General features: G+C 67.9%; 16 protein-coding genes and 1 pseudogene. 8 read left to right on the forward strand and 9 right to left on the reverse strand.

Annotated elements, in window-relative coordinates:
* The coding region (locus tag AC1DJN_RS18665; protein WP_478039735.1) for an Nramp family divalent metal transporter at positions 1-987 on the reverse strand (987 nt) is incomplete at its 3' end.
* A 117-nt stretch (positions 988-1,104) separates the two neighbouring features.
* Here AC1DJN_RS18665 and mntR point away from each other — a divergent pair.
* Positions 1,105-1,581 (forward strand): manganese-binding transcriptional regulator MntR, encoded by a 477-nt coding sequence (mntR, locus tag AC1DJN_RS18670; protein WP_025878571.1) that lies wholly within the window; start codon positions 1,105-1,107, stop codon positions 1,579-1,581.
* Between the two features lie 33 nt (positions 1,582-1,614).
* Here mntR and AC1DJN_RS18675 read toward each other — a convergent pair whose 3' ends face one another.
* The 3 genes from AC1DJN_RS18675 to fabR all read right to left on the reverse strand — a co-directional run bounded on the left by AC1DJN_RS18675 (position 1,615) and on the right by fabR (position 5,126).
* Positions 1,615-2,124: a thioredoxin-like domain-containing protein gene (locus AC1DJN_RS18675; RefSeq protein ID WP_478039737.1), complete on the reverse strand. Its 510-nt coding sequence runs from the start codon at positions 2,122-2,124 to the stop codon at positions 1,615-1,617.
* Positions 2,114-4,273, reverse strand: a complete 2,160-nt coding sequence (locus AC1DJN_RS18680) for a TonB-dependent receptor plug domain-containing protein (RefSeq protein ID WP_478039740.1) — start codon at positions 4,271-4,273, stop codon at positions 2,114-2,116. Before AC1DJN_RS18680 ends, AC1DJN_RS18675 begins: the two co-directional genes overlap by 11 nt.
* A 196-nt stretch (positions 4,274-4,469) precedes the next feature.
* A complete protein-coding gene (gene fabR, locus AC1DJN_RS18685) occupies positions 4,470-5,126 on the reverse strand; it encodes an HTH-type transcriptional repressor FabR (protein ID WP_025878574.1) in 657 nt (218 codons plus the stop codon).
* 92 nt (positions 5,127-5,218) lie between these two features.
* Here fabR and AC1DJN_RS18690 point away from each other — a divergent pair, with 92 nt between their 5' ends.
* Together AC1DJN_RS18690 and AC1DJN_RS18695 are read left to right on the forward strand one after the other, a co-directional pair.
* On the forward strand, positions 5,219-6,289 hold the full coding sequence (locus AC1DJN_RS18690) for a ferredoxin reductase (protein WP_051584920.1): 1,071 nt from the start codon (positions 5,219-5,221) through the stop codon (positions 6,287-6,289).
* A gap of 13 nt (positions 6,290-6,302) precedes the next feature.
* The gene (locus AC1DJN_RS18695) at positions 6,303-7,451 is read left to right on the forward strand and encodes a fatty acid desaturase family protein (RefSeq protein ID WP_478039742.1); all 1,149 of its coding nucleotides are present in this window, start codon (positions 6,303-6,305) and stop codon (positions 7,449-7,451) included.
* Positions 7,452-7,455: 4 nt separating this feature from the next.
* Here AC1DJN_RS18695 and AC1DJN_RS18700 read toward each other — a convergent pair whose 3' ends face one another.
* The 5 genes and pseudogenes from AC1DJN_RS18700 to AC1DJN_RS18720 form a co-directional block, all read right to left on the reverse strand.
* Entirely contained in the window at positions 7,456-7,794 is a 339-nt protein-coding gene (locus tag AC1DJN_RS18700; protein ID WP_032975318.1) for a tetratricopeptide repeat protein, read from the reverse strand.
* Positions 7,794-8,369, reverse strand: coding sequence for a flavin reductase family protein (locus AC1DJN_RS18705; protein ID WP_032975319.1), 576 nt, complete (start codon positions 8,367-8,369; stop codon positions 7,794-7,796). The genes AC1DJN_RS18700 and AC1DJN_RS18705 overlap by 1 nt, the downstream gene beginning before the upstream one ends.
* Positions 8,366-8,995: a superoxide dismutase gene (locus AC1DJN_RS18710; RefSeq protein ID WP_032975320.1), complete on the reverse strand. Its 630-nt coding sequence runs from the start codon at positions 8,993-8,995 to the stop codon at positions 8,366-8,368. The genes AC1DJN_RS18705 and AC1DJN_RS18710 overlap by 4 nt, the downstream gene beginning before the upstream one ends.
* Positions 8,996-9,239: 244 nt before the next feature.
* Positions 9,240-10,655: pseudogene (locus AC1DJN_RS18715) on the reverse strand (thioredoxin family protein); the annotation flags it as partial.
* A 99-nt stretch (positions 10,656-10,754) separates the two neighbouring features.
* The gene (locus AC1DJN_RS18720; RefSeq protein ID WP_032975322.1) at positions 10,755-11,234 is read right to left on the reverse strand and encodes a GNAT family N-acetyltransferase; all 480 of its coding nucleotides are present in this window, start codon (positions 11,232-11,234) and stop codon (positions 10,755-10,757) included.
* 54 nt (positions 11,235-11,288) lie between these two features.
* Here AC1DJN_RS18720 and AC1DJN_RS18725 point away from each other — a divergent pair, with 54 nt between their 5' ends.
* The 5 genes from AC1DJN_RS18725 to AC1DJN_RS18745 form a co-directional block, all read left to right on the forward strand.
* Entirely contained in the window at positions 11,289-12,224 is a 936-nt protein-coding gene (locus AC1DJN_RS18725; protein ID WP_032975323.1) for a TIGR03571 family LLM class oxidoreductase, read from the forward strand.
* Between the two features lie 121 nt (positions 12,225-12,345).
* Entirely contained in the window at positions 12,346-12,675 is a 330-nt protein-coding gene (locus AC1DJN_RS18730) for a DUF3817 domain-containing protein (RefSeq protein WP_478039744.1), read from the forward strand.
* Positions 12,676-12,827: 152 nt separating this feature from the next.
* Positions 12,828-14,024 (forward strand): MFS transporter, encoded by a 1,197-nt coding sequence (locus AC1DJN_RS18735; protein ID WP_032975324.1) that lies wholly within the window; start codon positions 12,828-12,830, stop codon positions 14,022-14,024.
* The gene (locus AC1DJN_RS18740) at positions 14,021-15,214 is read left to right on the forward strand and encodes an isochorismate synthase (protein WP_032975325.1); all 1,194 of its coding nucleotides are present in this window, start codon (positions 14,021-14,023) and stop codon (positions 15,212-15,214) included. Before AC1DJN_RS18735 ends, AC1DJN_RS18740 begins: the two co-directional genes overlap by 4 nt.
* Positions 15,211-15,918: AMP-binding protein (locus AC1DJN_RS18745; RefSeq protein ID WP_478039746.1), on the forward strand; the 708-nt coding region annotated here is incomplete at its 3' end. The genes AC1DJN_RS18740 and AC1DJN_RS18745, both read left to right, overlap by 4 nt.

Genomic DNA, 15,918 nt, shown 5'->3' on the forward strand with positions numbered 1-15,918 from the left:
CACCGTGGAGTTCAAGCCGGAAGCAAGCAGTGCCACTGCGAACAATGTCGAGGCCAGGYCGACGCCCAGCATCGGTGCCAGCAACTGGTGCGCCTGCTCGATGTCTTCCACATCGAAGCGGCCGTTGGCATGGAATACCGCCGCCGCCAGGATCAGGATGCTGGCGTTGATGAACAGCGCCAGGGTCAAGGCAAAGGTGCTGTCGGTCACCGCCCAGCGCAGCGCGCTGCGACGGCCTTCATCGGTGCGTGGATAGGCACGGGTCTGCACGATGGAAGAATGCAGGTACAGGTTGTGCGGCATCACCGTTGCACCGATGATGCCGATGGCGATGTACAGCGCATGCGGATCGGTGACCACCTGCGCGCGCGGAATGAAACCGCCCAGCACCTGCATCACCGGCGGCGCGGCCAGCGCGATCTGCACCATGAAGCAGCCGAAGATCACCAGCAGCAGTGCGATCACGAAGGCTTCCAGCGCGCGGAAACCGCGGTTCATCAACAGCAGCACCAGCAGCGTGTCCAGCGCGGTGATCACCGCGCCCCACAGCAGCGGCAGATCGAACAACAGTTTCAGCGCGATGGCCGTGCCGATCACTTCGGCCAGGTCGCAGGCGATGATCGCCGCTTCGCACAACGCCCATAGCGCCAGGTTCACCGGCTTGGGGTAGCGCGCACGGCAGGCCTGCGCCAGGTCCATGCCGGTGGCGATGCCCAGCCGTGCCGACAGCGCCTGCAGGATCACCGCCATCAGGTTGGAGATCAGGATGACCGACAGCAGCAGATAGCCGAAGCGTGAGCCACCTGCGAGATCGGTCGCCCAGTTGCCCGGATCCATGTAACCCACCGACACCATGTAGCCGGGGCCCAGGAAGGCCAGCAGCCGGAACCACCAGTGGCCCTTTTCGGGTACGGCGATCGACGCGTTGAGCGCACCCAGGCTGGCCGCGGTGGAGGCCGGAGAGTCGGTGGGCGCGACAGTGTTCATGGCTGCCAATATAGCCACTGCTATATCGCATAGCAATGTGAAACAATCGTCTTTACTGCGTCACTGGTCCAGAATTCAGGTTCGCACCCGGATGACAACTGCAGGACAGGCACACGCGTGGGCAAGACGGACGATTCGACATCGCTGAAAAGCACCCCCTTGATCGAGGCCGAGCGCCAGGTCGAGAGCTTCCGGCAAGTGCGCGAAGCACACCGGATGGAGCTGGTGGAGGATTATGTCGAGCTGATCTCCGACCTGCTGGCCGACGGCGGCGAGGCCCGCCAGGTCGACATCGCCACCCGCCTCGGTGTGGCCCAGCCGACCGTGGCGAAGATGCTGCGCCGGCTGGCCCGCGATGGCTGGGTGGTGCAGCGCCCGTACCGCGGCGTGTTCCTGACCCCGGAGGGCGAGGCGCTGGCCCATGCCAGCCGCCAACGCCACCAGACCGTGGAGCGCTTCCTGCTGGCGCTGGGCGTGGACCCGGATACCGCGCGACGTGATGCCGAGGGCATCGAGCACCACGTCAGCGAACAGACACTGGCGCTGTTCGACGCATTCGTGCGCAAGGCCGAGGGCGGTTCCGCCGAACGGTAGCGCCGGGCCATGCCCGGCGGACGCGTTGCCCCCTCACGCATTTCGCCGGGCATGGCCCGGCGCCTGCAATACCGGTTGCAGCCCGCGGTAATGGCGCCCCTGCCAACCATTGGCCAGCACCGTGCCCTGCGCATCGATCAGCACCAGGTTGGGCGGGGCCGGGCCCGCCAATGCCTGCAGCGCTGGCATGCGCTGCGCACGACGCGGGTCCAGCACCGGCCACGGCATCTGCTGCAGGTGCATGTAGCGCCGCAACGCCGCCTCGCTTTCATCCAGGCTGACATACACCACTTCGGTATCGGCGCCGGCCTCGCGCAGCGCGTCGCGCACGCCGCGCAGGGTCGGCACGAAAGCGTGGCAGGGCGCGCACCAGTCGGCGCCGAAGTACAGCGCGATCAGCGTTGGCGGTGGCGACCACTGCATCGGGCGCAGGGCACGTGGCTCGGGCCGCATCAGCGAGGCGGAGACCTGCGCATGCAGGTCGGCAGCCACTGCCGGCCATGCCAGTGCCAGCAACAGCGCGGGCAGCCAGCTAGAACGCATAGCGCAGGTTGACGTACCACGAGCGGGCGAAGCGAGGACCGTACACGTAATCGCTGTCGCGCAGCGCGCCGCTTTCCAGATCCTTCTGCCGCTGGTCGAACACGTTCTTGACCYCCGCCGCCACCGACACTTCCTGCTGTGCCTGCGCACCCAGATGGCGATGYCAGCGCGCGCCCAGGTCGGTGACCAGGAAGGCGCGGGTGCGATGCAGCTCGCCCAGCCGGTTGTTGAGCACCGGCATCGATCCGGTGTGGCGCAGCGCCAGGAACGTCTCCCAGGGCTCGGCCGGCATCCAGCTGAGTTGGGCCAGGCCGGTCCAGCGCGGGGTTTTCAGATAGTCGCGGCTGTCGATGACGGTGACGCCGCCGTCGGCGGTGTCGTCGAAGATGCGCTGCGGCTCGCGGAACTGCGAGCGGTACCACGATGCGCCGGCAGTCAGCCGCCACTGCGGGGAGGGCTGCCAGCCGAGGTTGGTTTCCACGCCCAGCACGTTCGAGCCGGAGGCGTTGTAGCGCAGCTGCGTCAGCTGGCCATCATCGCCGCGCTGGATCTCGCCCAGCGCGAAGGTATCGCGGATGCGTGCGTAGGACGCGGTGGCATCCCAGCTCCATACCGGGTCGGCCGGGTCGGAGCGCCMGTCGAACCCGAACAGGGTGGTCAGCGCGCGCTCCTCCTTCAGGCCACGGGTGTTGCGCACGCGCACCTGCTCGCCGCCGAGGGTATCGACGTGGACATCCTCGACGAAGATTTCCGGCGCACGGAAGCCGGTGGCGATGCCCGCTCGCCATTTCAGCCGTGGCGTGGCCTGCCAGGCCAGGGCGATACGCGGTGAGAACACGGCGCTGTCCAGTTCCGAACTCTTGTCCACGCGCGCGCCCAGCACCAGGTCGACGTCCTCGCGTACGCTCCATTCGTCCTGCACGAACGCGCCGAGGTTGTGGAAGGTTGCATCCTCGAGCACGGCCAGGCGCTGGCCGGCACCATCGCGATTGTCGTCACGCAGGCCCTCATGCTTGTACTGAACGCCGAACGCCAGCGTGTGTGCACCCAGCCGCCAGTTCAACTGGCTGTCGATGTAGTGCAGCGGGTTGTGGGTGCGACCGTACTGGCGCCATGAGCGTGATGCGGCGCTGCCCGGTACGTTCGGGTCCAGTTGCGAAGGATCGTAGCCGGGTGCGGACGGATCGGTGACCACGTCGCCGAGTCCGCCATAGAAGCTGTCGCGGTCGATGTCGGCGAAGGCATACGCCAGGCGGAAGTCGACGTCGCCGCTTACCTCCTGGTCCCATGACAGGCTGCCGCGGCGGTAGTTCGTGTCCAGCGATTCGGCGATGTTGGCCAGGTGTTCGGGCTGGTCCAGGCGGTTGCCACCGCGACGGCTCTCATCGGTCACCTGCAGGTCCAACCGCAGGCGCGTGCCCGGAGTGGGCGCATACCAGGCCTGCAGGCCACCGACCTTGAGGTTCTTGCGGGTGATCTCGGTATAGCCGTCGCCGTTGTAGTCGATGCCGCTGTTCCAGTTGCGCTGGGCGATCACCGACAGTCCCGCGTCGGCTTCGCTGGCGACCAGATCCAGGCGCACGTCGGCGTTCTTCTGCGGCGTGCCCTTCAGAACATCCACGCCCGCCTGCACATGGCCGCCGCTGCGTGCCGGCAGCGGCGGAACCAGATTGATGACACCGGCTACGGCGCCCGGCCCGTACAGCGACGAACCACCGCCCTTGACCACTTCGATGCGGTCGACGAAGCCGGCGGGAATCTGTTCCAGCCCATACACACTGCCCAGCGTGGACAACAGTGGAATGCCATCGAACAGCAGCTGGTTGTAGGCACCGGGAAGGCCCAGCAGCTGCACTTCGCTGGTGTTGCAGTTCTGGCAGTTGCTCTCCACCCGCAGGCCGTTGATCAGCTCGACCGCGCGGGAGAAGTCGGTGGCCGCGCGCAGGGCGATGTCCTCCTTGCGCAGTACCTCGGTGCGGATCGGCACGTCCGACAGCAGGCGTTCGCTGCGGGTGGCCGTGCTGACTTTCACCTGCACGCGGTCCAGCTCGGTAGGCGAAGGCGGTGCGGCGAATGCGGTCACCGGCAGGGCGGCGGCAATACCGGCAGCCAGCGGCAGCCGGCGGAGAAGGGAGGCAGCAATGCGCATGAGGGCGTCGTCCTTGGGGAGGGAGGGCGGCGAGGGCGACCTGGCTGGCGCACATGAAAGCAGATGGTCATCAACATAGCAATTGCTATATCAGGGTCTCGGCGCGTGCGTAAACCGTGGCCTTTACTCGAACGTAATTGTTATAACATTACATAATGCGCACGCGCGTGTGCCGGTGGTCATGCACCGGAAGCGGTCAGCCGCGGCGGAAGGCGGCGGGAGTGCGCGCGCCGACGATGATCATGCGGATCATCGTGGAGATCTGTTCGACCAGTTCCGGATCGTTCTCAGGGGGCTGGTCCATGGCCGAAGCGCCCATCGCAAACACCAGCCGGGTGATCGCCATCGACACCAGTTCCGGCTTGTAGAGCACTGCGCCATCCAGTGCGGCCAGGCGCACCAGGTCATGCTGCAGTTCTTCTTCGAAGTAGTGCAGTTCGCGTTCGACCGCGTGCTTGAAATCGTCCGAGCCGACCGCGCCTTCGCGTAACAGTACGTGCAGCAGCTTGTCGTCGGCACGCAGCTGTTCCATGAAGGTTTCCACCGACACGCGTACCACGCTGGTGGCGCTGGACGTAGCGCGCTGGCGGGCTTCACCAATGATGGTGCGCAGCGAGCGCCCAGCCACGTCGATCAAGGCGACGGCCAGTTCGTCCATGTCGCGGAACTGGCGGTAGAAGCTGTTGGGTGCGATGCCCGCCTCGCGCGCGACTTCGCGCAGGCTGAGGGTGGAGAGGCTGCGATGCGGGCCGATCAGTTTCAACGCGGCGGCCAGCAGATCTTCGCGGCTCACCGTACGGCGGGCCGGGCTGCTGGCATCTTCAGGCGGAGACAGAACGGTGGCGGCGGCCATGGTACTTCCGGAGGGGCAAGGCTGAATCATACCCAATCCGGTGCAATATACACATGTATACACAGCTGTGTGTGCGGCCGTATAGTGCATCCATGAGCGCTGTCGTCCGTCCTTCCCTGTTTTCCCCGTACCGCTGGCTGTCGCCGTCGCTGTTCGACTTCTGGGCGGGCCAGCTGAATCCGTTGTGGACCCTGCGTGAGCCGATGGCCCGCCTGGTACGGCGCGAGCCGGCCGGCGAGGGCGCCGCCACCCTGGTCCTGCGCTGCAACCGGCACTGGGCCGGGATGCGCGCCGGCCAGCACGTCACCCTGGGCGTCGAGCTTGAGGGGCGTGTATTGCGCCGCAGCTACAGCCCGACCCGCCTGGGCCGTCGTGAGCTGGCCATTACCGTCAAGGCGGTGGAAGGCGGCAAGGTCAGCCAGCATCTGGTCGCGCATGCCAAGCCGGGCGACCTGTTCCGGCTGGATGCGGCCTTCGGTGATTTCCACATGCCTGCCGCAGCGCCGGTGCTTCTACTGGCCGCCGGCAGCGGCATCACGCCCATGCGCAGCCTGCTGCGCGACGCCTGCCAGCGCCCGCTGGCGGCGCCGGTCGACCTGTTCTACTGGGAGCGCAGCGCCGCGGCGTTCCAGTTCCGTGATGAGCTGCAGGCGCTGGCCGCAGCGAACCCGAACCTGCGCGTGCATCTGCTGACCACCCGCGAAGGCGAGGTGCCGGCCGCGCGCATCGACAGCCACACGTTGGCCGTTGCCGGTGACGACACCCCGCTGGCGCAGCGCCATGTGCTGGCCTGTGGCCCGGATGGCTTCGTTGCCGCTGCGCGCACGCGCCTGGCGCAGCAGGTGGCCGGTTTCCAGGCTGAAGCCTTTACGCCACCTGCGGCACTCAGTGATGCCGACAGCCTGGGTGAGGTCGCATTGACCCTGGCCCGCAGCGGCCGGCGGCTGATCGTGCCGCGTGGCCGCTCGCTGCTGGAAAGCCTGGAGGCGCAGGGCATCGCGCCCAAGCACGGCTGCCGCATGGGCATCTGCAACAGCTGTACCTGTGAACGCGTCAGTGGCACCACCCGCCACCTGCGCACCGGCGATACCCAGTCCGAAACGGCCGTGCCGGTGCGGATCTGCGTGAGCGCGCCGACCACCGACCTGACCCTGGATCTCTGAGGACTCCGCTGCCATGACCCGCGCTACCGACCGTGCCCTGAGCCCTGCCGAGATGCAGACGTTTGGTGAGGAACTCGATGCGATCCGCGACCGTGTGATCGGCAGCCTCGGCGCCTCCGACACCCGTTACATCCGCCGCGTCGCAGCGGCTGTGCGCTGGTCCGGCGTGCTCGGCCGCAGCCTGCTGTTCCTGGGTGCGTTCTCTCCGTTGTTCTGGGCGCCGCTGCTGTGGCCGGCCTGCATCGCCGGCACGCTGCTGCTGGCGCTGGCCAAGATCCTGGAAAACATGGAACTGGGCCACAACGTGATGCACGGCCAGTACGACTGGACCGGCGATCCCAAGCTCAACGGCAACACCTACGAATGGGACATCGTTGCCACCGCCGACAACTGGCGCAAGACCCACAATTTCCGCCACCACACCTACACCAACGTGCGTGGCATGGACGATGACATCGGCTATGGCCTGCTGCGCATCTTCCCGGAACAGCGCTGGAAGCCGTTCTACCTGCTGCAGCCGATCATCGCACCGATCTTCGCGCTGCTGTTCCAGTGGGGCGTGGCGGCGCAGGACCTGCGCCTGGGGCGCTGGTTCAAGGGCCGCATCAGCAGCCGTGCGATGTGGCTGCAGACTCGTCCGGTGGCCCGCAAGATGATCCGCCAGGTGCTGAAGGACTACGTKTTCTTCCCGCTGCTGGCCGGTCCGTTCTTCCTGCCGGTGATGCTGGGCAACATGGTGGCCAACGGCCTGCGCAACATCTGGACCTACGTGATCATCTTCTGCGGCCACTTCAYCRCCGAATCGGAAACCTTCCCGAAGGAATGCCTGCGCAATGAATCGCGTGGCCACTGGTACCTGCGCCAGCTGCGCGGTTCGTCCAACATCAGCGGTGGTTTCGTGATCAACGTGCTGTCGGGCAACCTCAGCCACCAGATCGAGCACCACTTCTACCCGGACCTGCCGGCAAACCGCTATGCGGCCATCGCCAAGGAAGTGAAGGAAATCTGCCGGCGCTACGGCCAGCACTACAACAACGGCTCGCTGCCGCGGCAGTTCACCCAGGTGGTCTGGCGCATCCTGCGCCACGCGTTCCCGAGCAAGCCGCGCCGCCTGCCGATGCCGGACATCATGCCGGCACCGGCGTCGGCCAACGCCGGCTGAGTCTTCACCCGGCCTTCGCCAACAGCGCAGGTGAATCGCGATCGAGCCTGCGCAGGAACACCTGCATTTCCTTGCGGGCCTGCTGGTCGCCCTTGCTGCCGGCCACGCTGAGCCCGCGCTGCCACGCTTCGCGCGCCGCCTGCGGCTGGCCACCAGCCAGCCAGGCCTTGCCCAGCAGCTTCCACGCCGCCGAATAGTGCGGGTCCAGCACCACGCAGCGGCCCAGATGGGTGGCTGCGCGCACCGGGTCGCCGGCATCCAGCCAGCTCTTGCCCAGGCCGAAGCGCAGCAGTGCGCTGTCCTTGCCGGCGGCAAGCATCCTCTCCAGCGTTTCGATGTCCATCAGCGCACCTCCAGCAGGGTTTCCACCGGTCCCGCCTGGAAGCGGCCGCGATGGAACAGCAGTGGTGCACCGCCTGCTTCCTGCACATCGACAATGCGCCCGGCCAGCAACAGGTGATCGCCGACCGGCCACTGCGCGTGGCGGGTGCAGGTGAGGTGGACCACGGCACCGGCGATACGCGGTGGCGCATCTTCGCCGTCGTCCAGCAAGGGCACATCGGTGAATCGATGGCGCACCTGCGGATCGGCGAACCGGCGCGCCAGGGCTTCCTGGCCAGCGCCGAGCACGCTGATCGCGAAGCGGGTGGCGCGCTGGAACGTGGACAGGCTCTGCGCATGCAGGGCGAGGTTCCACAGCACCAGTGGCGGCTGCAGCGAGATCGGCACGAACGAGTTGATGGTCAGCCCCTGCGGTTTTCCCTGTGCGTCGCGGGCGCAGACGATCGCCACGCCGGTAGGGAAATGGCCGAGCAACCGCCGCAGCGCACGTGGTGGCAGGCTGACCGATGGCACCGGTGCCGGAGCGGGGAACACCCCCGCCCACGGCCCGGCGTATGCACCGGAGTCCGCGTTCATGCGGCCCTGGCCTGGCGGTAGCGCCGGCCGACCTCGGCCCAGTTGGTGAGGTTGAAGAACGCGCCGATGTAGTCCGGGCGACGGTTCTGGTAATGCAGGTAGTAGGCGTGCTCCCAGACATCCAGGGCAAGGATCGGGGTGTTGCCGGAGGCGCCAGCCGCCACGCCCATCAGCGGGCTGTCCTGGTTGGCGGTGCTTTCGACCTGCAGGCGGCCCTGGTGATCGACGGTGAGCCACGCCCAGCCGCTGCCGAAACGGGTCTGCGCCGCTTTGCTGAAAGCCTCCTTGAAGGCGTCGTAGCCACCGAGGTCGCGATCGATGGCCGCGGCAAGCTCTTCGTCGGCGGTGCCGCCATTGGCGCTGAGCACGGTCCAGAACAGGCTGTGGTTGGCGTGGCCGCCGCCGTTGTTGCGCACTGCACCGCGGATCGATTCGGGCAGGGCGTCGAGGTCGGCGATCAGGGTTTCCACCGGCTGTGCCGGCAGGCCCGCCTGTTCCAGCGCGGCATTGAGGTTGTTGACGTAGGCCTGGTGATGCTTGCTGTGATGGATTTCCATCGTGCGCGCATCGAAGTGCGGCTCGAGGGCGTCGTAGGCATAGGGGAGGGCGGGAAGCGAGTACGGCATCGAGACAGTCTCCGTGGGGAAGGCCAGGGGTATGGCCGTGGGGAGACTGTTATCGCACCTCAACATTGGTTGAGGTCAAGCGGGGTGGTTGAAAAGAGGGCGCTGTCGGCGCGTTGACTGTCCCGGGATCCCGTGGGCGGATGGGCACATGCAGGTCCGCCCACGCAGGACAGGTCCACGCGCCGGCGCGGAGGCGACGTCAAAGGCGAGAGCAGAAGCAGCAGGGTAGTGCCGGCCGCTGGCCGGCAGCCACGCACCCGGCCAGCCGTTCGAAGCGCTGGCGCGTGCGCTGGTGGTAGCCGGACGGCTGCTTGTCCAGCTCGGCGATCAAGGCCTCGGTGGCCTGCTCGATACGCGGTGCATCATCGGGTGCCAGCCGCAGCAGGCCTTCCACGTACAGCACGCCCCACTGCACGCGCGTGGCAGGGCCCTGCGCGCCTTCGTAGGCACGCKTCAGCCATTCCAGGGCGCCGGCGGTRTCACCACGCTGCTCGGCCAGTTCGGCCAGCTCCGGCATGTAGTAATAAGGCTGCTCGCTGCGCTTCAGCTCTGCCAGCAGCAAGGCCTCGGCGCCTGCATCATCATCGACCTGGCGCAGCGCGTAGACGGCACTGCTGATGGTGGCCTGGCGCGCGTGTGCATCGGTGGCTGCGGCATCTGCGGCGGCCACGCGCTGCTTTACGCGCTGCACCAGTGCTGCCGGCAGCGGGCCTTCAGGCTGCTGCTGGCGTGCCAGCGCCAACTCGGTCAACGCACGTGACAAGGCATCGTCTGCGCGATCACCACGCGCGGCGTCGGCACGTTCCAGCGCGACCAGCAACTGCTGGCCGAGGGCATTGCTGCTGGYCGGACCGGCGCTGGCCTGCTTGACCAGCCCGGCGCCGGCATACCCCAGCAACTCGCGGTTGCGACGTACCTCCGCCGGTTGTGCCAGCACCGCCTGCAACAGTTCGCGTACCTGGGTGGGCGCTGCCGTCGGTTTCTCGGCGGTAGCCAAGGCGAGCAGCGCGAAGCGACGCTGCAGCGCAGGCTCGGGTGCGGCCTTGGCCAGCTGCTGCAGCACGTCCTGGGCGCTGCGCTTGCCAGCCAGGCGGTTGGCATCCACCTCCCAGCCGTAATCGCCCAGTACCTGCCAGTCTTCGGCGCCGAGCGTGGCCGGCGTTGCCAGCGCGGTCGCGAGCGTTTCAGCAACGGCGCTGCGGCGGCTGGCGGCGACGGTCAGGGCCCGGGTCAGTTCGGCCGCGTCGTTGCCGCCGGCCACGCGGGTGATTTCGTTGCGCTGCGGGTCGAGCACGATCAGGGTCGGATAGCCGCGCACGCCGAAGCGTTCGCCCCATGCCTGCGCGCCTTCTTCGTCGCCGTCCAGGTAGACCGGCACGAATTTGCCGGTCAGTGCGATGAAGGCCGGATCCTTGAACAGCCCCGCCTTGAGCTGGTTGCACGGCGGGCACCACACCGCGCCCCAGTACAGCAGCACCGGCTTGCCACTCTCGGCGGCTTCGTTGAAGGCATCATCCACGTCGCCCTGGCGCCAGGCGATGGCGGAGGCCGGGGCGGTCGATGCCGCCTTCGCCGTCGGTACCGGCGCGGACGCGGGGGAGCAGGCGCTCAGGGCCGAGGCCAGCAGCAACAGGGAAAGCGCGACGCGCATCGGCAGCATCTCGAAGGACAGGGTGGTGGGCCATTGTAGGAACGGTCGGGGTGCTGGCTGATGCAGTTTGCTTATGTCGCACGCGCTGCACGGCATGTGGGCTGGGTATCAGTGCGGACCAGGGGGCGCAGCCACCGCAGCGGACACCGCCAACACCAACGGCTGGTAGATCAGGCCGTGGTACTCGCCGACGTCGCCATCCAGCACGAACCCATAGTGTTCGTACGCCGGCACCGCGTTGAGCGAGGCGCGCACGGTCATCTGCGGGCCGCGTACCTGCGGCAGCACCGCCTGCAGCAGGGCACGACCGATGCCTTGCCCCTGCAGCTCCGGCGCGACGAACAGCATCGCCAGGTGCTGGCCCGCCTTCAGTTCCACCACGCCGACCACACGGCCCTCCTGTTCGGCCACCAGGATGTGGTTGTCACCCTGCAGGCGCTCGGCGAAGGCGCTGGCTGCGGCCACGTTGCCGAAGGTGGCGATGCCCTCGGCGGTAAGCATGGGCGCAACGGCTGCATTGAAGGCCGCCATGCACACCGCGCTGATCGCGGGCAGGTCATCGACGTGGGCGGGACGGATCCTGGGCATGCGCTGTACTTCCTGTTGTGGGACGCCATCAATGCCCCACGCTAAGCTGGCGGCATGACTGATTTCAATCCTGCCCATGCACGTCTGTTTCCAGAGCAGGGCTTGAGCCTTGGCCTGATGACGCCGGTGGCCGCGCGCGGCCTGGCCGATCCACTGGAGGCGTGCCGCGTCGCGCGGCTGGCCGACGATCTGGGCTTTGCTGCGCTGTGGACCCGCGATGTGCCGCTGATGGTGCCGCAGGGGCCGGATGCGACCGCCAGTGCGCTGGATGATCCGTTCCTGTGGTTGGGCATGCTGGCCGCGGCGACCGAACGCATCGTGATCGGCACTGCGGCCATCGTGCTGCCGTTGCGGCAACCGCTGCAGGTGGCGAAATCGGCGCTGACGCTGGACCGGATCAGCGGTGGACGCTTCGTGCTGGGGCTGGGCTCGGGTGATCGACCAGAAGAGTTCGCGGCCTTCGGCGAGGACCTACAGGGCAGGGCGGGCACCTTCCGCGAGCGCTGGTCGCTGCTGCGTGCGGCGCTGTCCTCCGAACCCTCCGAGCGCGCGCCGGTGTTGCAGGCAACCGGTGGATACGACGTACTTCCCGCGCCGGCAAGGCGCATTCCGATGCTGGTGGTCGGTACCGCGCGGCAAAGCCTGCAGTGGATCGCACGCGAGGCCGAAGGCTGGGCGACCTATCACCGCGAAGAGACCGCGCAGGAAGGGCGCATCGGTCTGTGGCAGCAGGCGCTGGCCCAGAGCGGAGGCGCGCCCAAGCCATTCGTGCAGTCGATGCTGCTGGACCTGCAGGCCGATCCAACTGCGCCGGCGGAGCCGCTGCCGCTGGGCCTGAAGGTGGGCCGCGATGGGCTGCGGGGGTACCTGCAACGCGTACACGCGCAGGGTGTGGCGCATGTGATGTTCAACCTGGTGGACAACGGCCGACCGGTGGACGACGTACTGGGCGAGATCGGCGAGCACGTCCTGCCCGATACGCGTCGGTAGGTGTCCACCTTGGTGGACAGAGCTCTACCGTTCGCCGGGCATGGCCCGGCGCTACCCTCGGTGTTCGGATCGTTCGCATCTGCGTATCATTCGCATTTGATATCCAGCGCTGGAGCCCTGCGTGACCCACCGTAACCCGCTGCACCCGACCGGGCGCCTTTTCGCCGTCGTCGCCTTCATCGAGGCCATCACCTGGGCCGGTCTGCTGGCCGGCATGTGGCTCAAGTACGGCCCGCAGGCCAACGTCGCGCTGGTGAAGCTGTTCGGGCCGCTGCATGGCGTGGCGTTCCTGGTCTACGTGGCGGTGACTCTGTTTGCGGCGCTGCGCCTGCGCTGGCCATGGTGGGCAACGGGGCTGGCGTTGCTGGCTGCGGTTCCGCCGCTGGTGACCCTGYCGCTGGAGTGGTGGTTCAAGCGTCGCGGCCTGCTGTCGGTACGCGCAGGGCAGTGATGCACCCGCAGGTGCGTGCCCGTCAAGCGAATGGGTATCAAATGCAAATGCGAGCCGTTATCATTTAAGGATGACGTCGCCGCCTGACAGGGCGACGTCGCGCGGGGTGCGGATGCGCCCGGCGTTCCCTCCCTGGTTACGGTTGGTGTTCCATGCATTCACGTCCCGTGGTTCCCGGCTTGCCGGCGCTGGTGTTGGCTGCCCTGATCGGCACCATGGCGATGATGTCCTTCGTCGCCGTCATCGGCCCGGTGGTCCGCCTGCTGGGCCTGTCCGAATGGCATGCCGGTCTATCGGTCACGGCCGCAGGCGTGTTGTGGATGCTGGCCGCGCGCCCGTGGGGCCAGCTCAGCGACCGCATCGGCCGCAAGCGCGTGCTGATGCTGGCGATGAGTGCCTACACCGTGGTCTACATCGCGCTGGCGGTGTTCATCGATGTCGCGCTGCAGACAATACCGCCGATGCTGGTCTCGGTGCTGGTGCTGGTCGGTGCGCGTGGCCTGATCGGCCTGTTCTACGCGGCTGTGCCGCCGACCGCTGCCGCGCTGATCGCCGACAAGGCACCCACCGGCCAACGTGCGAAATTCCTCGCCCGCCTGGGCAGCGCCAACGCGCTGGGGATGGTGCTGGGTCCGGCTGCTGCCGGATGGCTTGCCTACAAGAACCTGCCGCTGGCGCTGTACGTGGCTGCGCTGTTGCCGCTGCTCGCGCTGGGCCTGCTGGCCTGGCGCCTGCCGGCCACGCCGACGGTGGCAGCCGCACACAGCCGCAACCGCGTACCACTGTCGCGCCTCGACCGGCGGCTGCGCCTGCCGCAGATGGCCGCGTTCGTGGCGATGGTGTCGGTGACCATCGCCCAGGTCACGGTCGGCTTCTTCGCCATCGATCGCTTCGGCCTGGATGCAGCCGAAGGTGCACGCATGGCCGGCATCGCACTGACTGCAGTCGGCGTGGGCCTGATCCTCGCGCAGGGGCTGGTGATGAAACTGGACGTGCATCCCCGGCGCTGGATCATCCTCGGCGCACTGATCGCAGGCATCGGCTTTGCGTCGGTGGCGGCGGTGCAGCAGACCTGGCAGTTGCCGGCGGCCTACGCGCTTGCAGCGTTCGGCATGGGCTTCGTGTTCCCCTCGTTCCAGGCGTTGGCCGCCGACGCGGTGCAGGCGCACGAACAGGGGGCGGCGGCCGGCACCGTCGCGGCGGCGCAGGGGCTGGGCATGGTGGCCGGGCCGATGCTCGGCACCCTGTTGTATCGCGGCGGCGCCAGCCTGCCTTACCTGCTGGTCGGCGTGCTGCTGCTGGTGCTGTGCGTGCTGGCAGCAGCGTATCGGATGAAGGAGACCCCATGAACGATTCCCTGATGCAGGGCGCGTGGCCGGAGGCTGCGTCGATGCTGCCCGAGCCCACCGCCGAAGCGTCGCTGTTCCTGCTGCGGCAGGCCGATCAGCAGATGCACGCGCGCGGCTGCCGCGCACCCTTGCCGACCGGTGCGCTGGCGACGCTGGCCGAGCGCGTGGCGACGTTCTTCGCGCAGCAGCGCGGTGGGCCGGGCCTGCTGGTCGGCGCGGTGCCGTTCGAGCCGCGCGCCGATGATGCGTTGTACCAGCCCGAGCGCCTGCTGCCGGCATTGCCCGTACAGTCGCAGGCGGCGCCGGCGCTGTCCGGAGCGCTGACTGCCGAGCCCTCGGCGCAGGCGTATGCAGCGGCCGTGGCCGACGCGGTCAGCGCGATGCGCGCGCCGGACCCGGAGCTGCACAAGGTGGTACTGGCGCGCAGCCTGTTGGCGCACACGCAGCAGGCGCTGTCACCGGAAATGCTGCTGGCCCGCCTCGGCACCGATCCTTCGGTGGCGACCTACGCCGTGCCGCTGCCGGTGGACGTTGGCCAGGCGCCGGCATGGCTGGTGGGGGCGACACCGGAGCTGCTGCTGCGCAAACGCGGGGCGCAGGTGCTGTCGCATCCGCTGGCCGGTTCGGCCAGGCGCAGTGCCGATCCGGTTGCGGACGAGCGCGCCGCGCAGGCGTTGCTGGCATCGGCGAAGGATCATGACGAACACCGGCATGTGGTCGACGCCATTGTCGATGGCCTCTCGCCCTGGTGCAGCCATATCGAAGCGCAGCCACGCCCGGTGCTGCACGCCACCGCCAGCATGTGGCATCTGGGTACGCGCATCCACGCCACGCTGAAGGACGCTGCTACGTCGGCGGCGACCCTGCTGGCCGAGCTGCATCCCACCCCGGCCGTCTGCGGTACCCCGCGGCTGCAGGCACTGCAGCGCATCCGTGCGCTGGAACCGGTGCCGCGCGGTTTCTATGCCGGTGCGGTGGGCTGGCTCGATGCGCAGGGGGACGGCGACTGGTATGTGGCGATCCGCTGCGCGCGCCTGCAGGGCACCCAGCTGCGCCTGTATGCCGGCGCCGGCATCGTCGCCGACTCGCAGCCCGAGGCCGAAGTGGCCGAAACCGCCGCCAAGTTTGCTGCCCTGCTGAACGCATTGGGCGTGCAGGACCCGCTGTCCCTGATCGAGGTATCCGCATGACGCCGTCCACCGTTGATTCGCGCCTGCCACTGCAGCAGCAATGGCCTGAAGCGCTGGTCGCGCGCTATCGGGCCGCAGGTCATTGGCGTGGCGAAACCTTCCCGGGTTTCCTGCGCGAACGCGCCGAGCGCCATGCCGATGACATCGCGGTGGTGGCTGGCGATGTGCGCCTGAGCTATGCGCAGCTCTGGCATGAGGCCGGGCGCATCGGCGCCGGGCTGCTGGCGCTGGGCCTGCAACCCGGCGAGCGCGTGCTGGTGCAGCTGGGCAATACGGCCGGTTTCATCGCAACGGTCTGTGGCCTRTTCCGCGCCGGGCTGGTGCCGGTGTACGCGCTGCCGGCACATCGCATCACCGAGCTGGCCCACTTTGCGCGCAAGGCCGAGGCCAGTGCCTACATCAGTACCGATGTCCATGAAGGATTCGATCATCGTGGCCTGGCGCGCGCGCTGCAGGCGGAAGTGCCGGCGGTACGCCACGTGCTGATCGACGGCGATGCGGCCGAGTTCGTCGCGCTGGAATCGCTGCAGGGCGATCGCAGCCAGCTGCCGGCCGATCCCGATCCGCAGTCGGTGGCGTTCCTGCAGATCTCCGGCGGCAGCACCGGGCTGTCAAAGCTCATTCCGCGCACGCACGACGATTACATCTACTCGTTCCGCGCCAGCAACGAAATCTGTGGGATCGACCGCGACAGCGTGTACCTG

Source organism: Stenotrophomonas sp. 05L414_2 (assembly GCF_056397905.1).

What these genes read in the sequence shown, in the direction of transcription:
- AC1DJN_RS18675 (WP_478039737.1), bottom strand. Translation starts at nt 2,124, where the DNA reads ATGCGTTCTAGCTGGCTGCCCGCGCTGTTGCTGGCACTGGCATGGCCG.
- fabR (WP_025878574.1), bottom strand. Translation starts at nt 5,126, where the DNA reads ATGGCCGCCGCCACCGTTCTGTCTCCGCCTGAAGATGCCAGCAGCCCG.
- AC1DJN_RS18690 (WP_051584920.1), top strand. Translation starts at nt 5,219, where the DNA reads ATGAGCGCTGTCGTCCGTCCTTCCCTGTTTTCCCCGTACCGCTGGCTG.
- AC1DJN_RS18700 (WP_032975318.1), bottom strand. Translation starts at nt 7,794, where the DNA reads ATGGACATCGAAACGCTGGAGAGGATGCTTGCCGCCGGCAAGGACAGC.
- AC1DJN_RS18705 (WP_032975319.1), bottom strand. Translation starts at nt 8,369, where the DNA reads ATGAACGCGGACTCCGGTGCATACGCCGGGCCGTGGGCGGGGGTGTTC.
- AC1DJN_RS18710 (WP_032975320.1), bottom strand. Translation starts at nt 8,995, where the DNA reads ATGCCGTACTCGCTTCCCGCCCTCCCCTATGCCTACGACGCCCTCGAG.
- AC1DJN_RS18720 (WP_032975322.1), bottom strand. Translation starts at nt 11,234, where the DNA reads ATGCCCAGGATCCGTCCCGCCCACGTCGATGACCTGCCCGCGATCAGC.
- AC1DJN_RS18725 (WP_032975323.1), top strand. Translation starts at nt 11,289, where the DNA reads ATGACTGATTTCAATCCTGCCCATGCACGTCTGTTTCCAGAGCAGGGC.
- AC1DJN_RS18735 (WP_032975324.1), top strand. Translation starts at nt 12,828, where the DNA reads ATGCATTCACGTCCCGTGGTTCCCGGCTTGCCGGCGCTGGTGTTGGCT.
- AC1DJN_RS18740 (WP_032975325.1), top strand. Translation starts at nt 14,021, where the DNA reads ATGAACGATTCCCTGATGCAGGGCGCGTGGCCGGAGGCTGCGTCGATG.